The organism is Pseudomonas sp. GYB4201 (assembly GCF_056312595.1).
The window spans coordinates 41,539-44,787 of record NZ_JBWGIG010000049.1 but is presented as its reverse complement, the minus strand read 5'-3'; the positions used below and the strand labels follow the sequence as shown (position 1 = coordinate 44,787).

The window sequence follows — 3,249 nt, the reverse complement described above, 5'->3', positions numbered from 1 at the left end:
CCCGCGAAAAATGCACCGCGTATTGCCTGACATACCGCAGTGTTCTTTTCGCGGGCAGAGCCCGCTCCCACATTATTTCAGGCAGTCCAGGACTGCCTGGGCCGTGCGCTCGAAGGTCAACGGCGTCACGGTTACATAGCCATTGAACACACCGTGAGTCTCGGTGCCCTCTTCGTCGAAGCTCTCCGTGCGCGACATGTTCAACCAGAAATACTCGACGTTGCGCGGGTCTTGCTGCCCCGTCACCTGAATACCGTTCAGCCTGCCCGTGCCCTGGGACGTGTACTGCGTGCCCTTGCAGGCCGCCGGTTCCACGTCGGGGAAATTGATGTTCAGGCAACTGCCCGCCGCCCAGTCCGCCTGCGCCACGCGCGCCAGCACATCCACCCCCAGCGCCTCGGCGGTAGCCCACTTCACCGGTTGGCCTTTGGTAAACGCCTGGCTCAGGGCAATCGACGGAACACCCAGCAACATGCCCGCCATCGCCGCGCCTACCGTGCCGGAAAACGCCGTTTCCACCCCCAGATTGGCGCCGCGGTTGACCCCGGACAGAATCAACGTCGGCTTGTGCGGCATCAGGTGCTGCAACGCCAGCACCACGCAATCGCCCGGCGTGCCCTGCACGGCAAAGCGCCGCTCGCCCAGGGTTTCCACGCGCAGCGGGTGGTGAATGCTGATGGCATGGGACACGCCACTCTGGTCGTGGGCCGGTGCCACCACCCAGACCTCGCGGGCCAGTTTCGTGGCAATGACTTCCAGCGCGGCCAGGCCAGGGGCGGTGATGCCGTCATCGTTGGTCAGCAGAACGCGGTCGAACAAGGGGGTGTACGGGTCCATGTGCATCTCCAGGTGAAAGGCGGTCAGGCCGGTTGCGAAATCTCGATCAGGTTCAGGTCCGGGTCACGCACATACACCGAGCGGATCGGCCCGGCGGCGCCGGTGCGCATCACCGGCCCTTCGAGGATAGGCCACTGCTGGGCGTGCAGGTGTTCGATCACCTGCTCCAGGGGCGTGCTGGCAATGAAGCACAGGTCCAGCGCGCCCGGCACTGGCAGGTGCGCCTTGGGCTCGAACTCGTGGCCGCGCACGTGCACGTTGATCTTCTGCTGGCCAAACACGAAGGCCAGGCGGCCCTGGCCGAAGGTTTCCAGGCGCATGCCGAGCACGCGGGTGTAGAAGTCCTTGCAGGCGTCCAGGTCGATGGTGGTGAGGACCAGGTGGTCGAGGTGGTCGATCATCAGCGAAGCTCCAAGGCGGTTGGCCCCTGATGATGCCCTGCTGGCACGCCAGTGAAAATCAAGACGTTTGTCGATACCCGCGTCAGGGCTTGCGCTCCGCCAACTTCTCCAACAGTTCCGCCGAAGGCACGAAGAACAACCCGCCGGTCACCGCCGTGCTGTAGTCGAGCAAGCGGTCGTAGTTGCCCGCCGGGCGGCCCACGAACATGTTCTCGAGCATTTTTTCCAGGGCCGACGGCGAACGCGCATAGCCAATGAAATAGGTGCCGAATTCGCCCATGCCGGGGCGGCCGAAGGGCATGTTGTCGCGGAGGATTTTCACTTCCTGGCCGTTTTCACTGAGCGTGGTCAGGGCGCTGTGGGAGTTGCTGGGTTTGTGGGCGTCGTCCAGTTCCACGTCCGAGAGCTTCTTGCGGCCGATCACCCGTTCCTGGTCTTCCACGCTCAGGGCGTTCCAGGCGTTCATGTTGTGCAGGTACTTCTGCACCATCACGTAGCTGCCGCCGGCGAAAGCCGGGTCTTCGTTGTCGATCAGGGTGGACTCGGTCAGTTTGCGGCCGGCGGGGTTTTCGGTGCCGTCGACGAAGCCGACCATGCTGCGCATGTCGAAGTTGCGGAAGCCCTGCACCTCGTCCACCACCAGGATGGCATCGCCCAGGGCGGCGCACAGTTGGGTGGCCAGTTCGAAGCACAGGTCCATGCGGTCGGCGCGGATGTGCAGCAACAGGTCGCCGGCCGTGGCGGGCGCACGGCGGCCTTCGGGGCCGAACTCGCGGAACGGGTGCAACTGCGCCGGGCGCGGCGCGCCGAACAACACGTCCCAGGCCGTGGAGCCGAAGCCGCACACGCAGGACAGCTTGCCGTCGGGCACGCGCTTGCCCACCGTGCGGGTCAGCGCCGCCACGTCGCCGCACCAGCCGCGCACCGTGTCGGCGGCCTCGGCGCCCAGCGCCACGGTGGCGACGATAAAGATGACGCTGCTGGTGATGGGACTGCAGACGGCCTGGGGTTCGGGAAGGAGGTCAGTCATGGTCGGCCTTCAGGGCTGGGAAAACCATTGCTCAGCGTAGCTGGCGCCGGTGGTTGCCGGGGCTTTTTCCATTGTCTCTGCACGTTCCGACGGTAGACTGCGGGCATTTACCCACCAGGGAAGTCTTTGCCATGATCGATCTCCACCAGCCCCTGGGCGCCCTCACCGCCCTGCGCAAACTCCACGGTTCCACCGTGGACGGCAAGCCCGTGGTGTTCCACTGGTCCGGCCAGGCCTGGGCGCGGCGCGAAGGCGAGCCCGACCGTTTGCTGTTCAAGGTCGAGGGCATGAACGTTCGTCAATGCGGCAGCCTGCACGACCCCCAGCGCGGTGCCGGCTTCCGGCTGGTGTCGCGCGAACTGATGCTGTACCTCGACCCGGTGACGGGCGAACCGTTGAAAACCTGGCACAACCCCTGGACTCAAGCTGACGTGCCGGTGATGCACGTGGCCAACGACCCGGTGAACCTGCGCCCGTTCTTCGAGCGCGATCCTCAGGGCCAGCCTTTGGCCTCCCCCTTCCGCGTCCAGGGCGAGCGCATATTCGCCGCCAGCGAGATCCCGCTCTTCTACCCCAATCCCTTGGCGGGCGATTACCAGGAGTACGTCGGCAACCACTACCACGCCATGGAAATCTTCGATTTCGTGGCCGACCGCGAGGCGCTGCTCAGTAAAGAGACCGACAGCGCGAATGCGGCGTTGGCATGGGTGCGTATCGCGCCGTGGCTGCCGTTCATGCGCATGGGCAGCCGGCCGGGGTTGATGGTGTTCAACGCCATGGGGCAGACCGTGGCAGGTATCGAAGCCTTGCCGGGGGTGCTGCGCGAGGCGATTGGCCGGGATTACCCGGAGTACCGTGAGCCGCCGGCGCTGGATGATGTGCGCCCGAACGCTACCAGTTGGACAGTCGCGCAGCGACTCAAAGAAGCGCAGCGCCCGCGCACCTGATCTTGACCTGGCTTGTGATCTGTTTGTGATCTGT

Annotated in this window: 4 protein-coding genes; 1 reads left to right on the top strand and 3 read right to left on the bottom strand. The window is 65.1% G+C overall.

All coding sequences use genetic code 11. The features are described 5' to 3' along the window. Positions 1-72 precede the first annotated feature (72 nt). The 3 genes from surE to AC0Z2B_RS29300 form a co-directional block, all read right to left on the bottom strand. On the bottom strand, positions 73-837 hold the full coding sequence (gene surE / locus AC0Z2B_RS29310) for a 5'/3'-nucleotidase SurE (RefSeq protein ID WP_476296185.1): 765 nt from the start codon (positions 835-837) through the stop codon (positions 73-75). Between the two features lie 23 nt (positions 838-860). Beyond that, positions 861-1,238, bottom strand: coding sequence for a VOC family protein (locus tag AC0Z2B_RS29305; protein ID WP_476296187.1), 378 nt, complete (start codon positions 1,236-1,238; stop codon positions 861-863). 82 nt (positions 1,239-1,320) lie between these two features. Beyond that, positions 1,321-2,268, bottom strand: a complete 948-nt coding sequence (locus AC0Z2B_RS29300; protein WP_476296189.1) for a Dyp-type peroxidase — start codon at positions 2,266-2,268, stop codon at positions 1,321-1,323. A gap of 131 nt (positions 2,269-2,399) precedes the next feature. Between AC0Z2B_RS29300 and AC0Z2B_RS29295 the strand changes: the two genes are divergently transcribed. Next, the gene (locus tag AC0Z2B_RS29295; RefSeq protein WP_476296191.1) at positions 2,400-3,215 is read left to right on the top strand and encodes a DUF1838 family protein; all 816 of its coding nucleotides are present in this window, start codon (positions 2,400-2,402) and stop codon (positions 3,213-3,215) included. Positions 3,216-3,249: the final 34 nt, after the last annotated feature.